This window comes from Nocardioides sp. (genome assembly GCF_034670285.1).
Lineage (GTDB): Bacteria > Actinomycetota > Actinomycetes > Propionibacteriales > Nocardioidaceae > Nocardioides.
On the sequence record NZ_JAXMNS010000490.1, the window covers coordinates 1 to 2,456 of the forward strand.

Genomic DNA, 2,456 nt, shown 5'->3' on the forward strand with positions numbered 1-2,456 from the left:
CCTCCGGCACGCCGTAGGAGCCGTCGGAGGCGACAGCCATCGAGACCCAGTCGTTCTCTGCCGAGCCGAGCAGCCAGTCGCGGGCGGCGTCGACGGTGGCCGAGGCGGCCGAGGCGGCCGACGACGAGCCGCGCGCCTCGATGATCGCCGCGCCGCGCTTGGCGACGGTGGGGATGAAGGTGTTCTCGAGCCAGTCCTGGTCGCCCACGACCTCGGCGGCGTTGCGGCCACCGACCTCGGCGTGGAACAGGTCGGGGTACTGCGTGGCCGAGTGGTTGCCCCAGATCGTCATCTTCTTGATGTCGGTCACCGGAGCACCGGTCTTCGCGGCCAGCTGCGAGATCGCCCGGTTGTGGTCGAGGCGGGTGAGGGCCGAGAAGCGCGCGTCCGGGATGTCCGGGGCGTTCTTCATCGCGATGAGCGCGTTGGTGTTGGCCGGGTTGCCGGTCACGCCGATGCGGACGTCGTCGGCGGCGACGGCGTTGAGCGCCTTGCCCTGAGCGGTGAAGATCGCGCCGTTGGCGCTGAGCAGGTCGCCGCGCTCCATGCCCGGGCCACGGGGGCGGGCGCCGACGAGCAGGGCGAGGTTGACGCCGTCGAAGATCTTCTCGGCGTCGTCACCGATCTCCACACCAGCCAGGTTGGGGAAGGCGCAGTCGTCGAGCTCCATGACGACGCCCTCGAGGGCCTTGAGGGCCGGGGTGATCTCGAGCAGACGCAGCTCGATCGGACGGTCACCGAGCAGCGCGCCGCTCGCGAGACGGAAAAGCAGGCTGTAGCCGATCTGGCCGGCGGCGCCGGTGACGGCGACCTTCAACGGAGCAGAGCTCACGACGACTCCCTTTGGATGTCTATGAAAATGGGGTGAACAAGCGGTCTCGACGCTAGCAGCGCCGTCGGACCCTCTACTGAGGGGGACGGATCTGGGTGCCGGCGTCACCGTCGTCGTAGGACGAGGTCCAACCCTGCTGGGTGGGCTGGGTGGGCTGGGTGGGCTGCGGGGGCGTCTGCTGCTGCGCGGGAATCCACTGCTGCGCCTGCGGGTCCCACTGCCAGCCGTCCTGGATGATCGGCTGCTCCTGGGGGTAGGACTGCTGGGGGTAGGCCTGCTGAGCGTGGCCCGGGTGCGCCAGCCCACCCTGCGGGGCGGTCGAGCCGGAGCCCAGCGAGACCTGGAGGCCGGAGCCGGCGACGGGCTCGGCGTCGCGACCGAAGACCGCCGGGTGCAGCAGGCCGGCCAGGGCGGCACCGAGGAGCGGCACCAGGACGAAGAGCCAGGCCTGGAGGATGGCGTCGCCCCCGGAGAAGAGCACCGTCGACAGCGCCACGGCCGGGTTGACCACCGAGCCGCTGATGCCGATGAGCACGAAGGCCACGCCGGCGTAGGTCAGGCCGATCGCGAGCGGGGCCAGCAGCGGGTTGTCGACCCGCTTGTCGGTCAGGGCCAGGACGAGGAGCACGAAGACGACCGCGACGATGAGCTCGAGGAGCAGCGTGGCCATCAGGTCGACGCCACCCTGGTCGCCGAAGGCCGGCGCTCCGAGCGGCTCGCCGACGTCATAGCTCGAGCCGTTGGAGACCGCGACGAGGAGGATCGCGATGCCGGCGACGATCGCACCGCCGACCTGGGCTGCGGCGTAGAGGCCGGTCTCCTTCCACGACATCCGACCGGCCATCGCGGCGCCCACCGAGGTGGCGGGGTTGAAGTGGCCGCCCGAGATGCGCCCGAAGGCCACGAGCAGGGCGAACAGCGTGAGGCCGTAGGCCAGGCCGTTGCCGGCGGTGAGGGCTCCGAAGAAGCCGAAGAACACCAAGATGGCCGTGCCGAGGCCCTCGGTGAGGAGTCGCTGGCCCTGGCTCGGGGGTGCGTCGGGGGTGCTGGCTGCGCTGTCGGGGGTGGTGTCGCTCATGAGCGGCTCTCTGCCCGTCGTGGTGGGGGCGCAAACCTGCCGTGCGTCTTCAACGGGCTGGTCTGGGCTGCCGGAGGGTGCAAGGCTGCCGGGATGCGGGCCGTCCCGGCCCGTCAGGTATCTTGACGTCAAGACGAATCCACGCGTAGATCCACTCCAGGAGTGACTCAGACATGGCTGCAACCGCGAAGATCATCTACACCCACACCGACGAGGCGCCGCTCCTCGCGACGTACTCCTTCCTCCCGATCATCGCGGCGTACGCCGCCAAGGCCGGCGTCGAGGTCGAGACTCGCGACATCTCCCTGGCCGGGCGCATCATCAGCCAGTTCCCCGAGCGGATGACGGAGTCGCAGCAGGTGGCCGACCACCTCGCCGAGCTCGGCGAGCTGGCCACCAAGCCCGAGGCCAACATCATCAAGCTGCCCAACGTCTCGGCCTCGATCCCGCAGCTGAAGGCCGCGATCAAGGAGCTGCAGGGCCAGGGCTACGACCTGCCTGACTACCCCGAGAACCCGCAGACCGACGAGGAGAAGGAGACCCGGG

At 70.1% G+C, this 2,456-nt stretch carries 3 protein-coding genes; 1 reads left to right on the forward strand and 2 read right to left on the reverse strand.

All coding sequences use genetic code 11. The annotated features are described in order from the left end of the window. Both VOI19_RS18095 and VOI19_RS18100 read right to left on the reverse strand, forming a co-directional pair. Positions 1-832 (reverse strand): malate dehydrogenase (locus tag VOI19_RS18095; RefSeq protein WP_323794337.1); only part of this gene is annotated, 832 nt, incomplete at its 3' end. 73 nt (positions 833-905) lie between these two features. Continuing rightward, positions 906-1,910: an MIP/aquaporin family protein gene (locus tag VOI19_RS18100; RefSeq protein ID WP_323794338.1), complete on the reverse strand. Its 1,005-nt coding sequence runs from the start codon at positions 1,908-1,910 to the stop codon at positions 906-908. Between the two features lie 173 nt (positions 1,911-2,083). Here VOI19_RS18100 and VOI19_RS18105 point away from each other — a divergent pair. Continuing rightward, positions 2,084-2,456 (forward strand): NADP-dependent isocitrate dehydrogenase (locus tag VOI19_RS18105; protein ID WP_323794339.1); only part of this gene is annotated, 373 nt, incomplete at its 3' end.

Bases quoted from the DNA above. Each gene is read 5' to 3' on its own strand.
- VOI19_RS18100 (WP_323794338.1), bottom strand. From the start codon at position 1,910: ATGAGCGACACCACCCCCGACAGCGCAGCCAGCACCCCCGACGCACCC.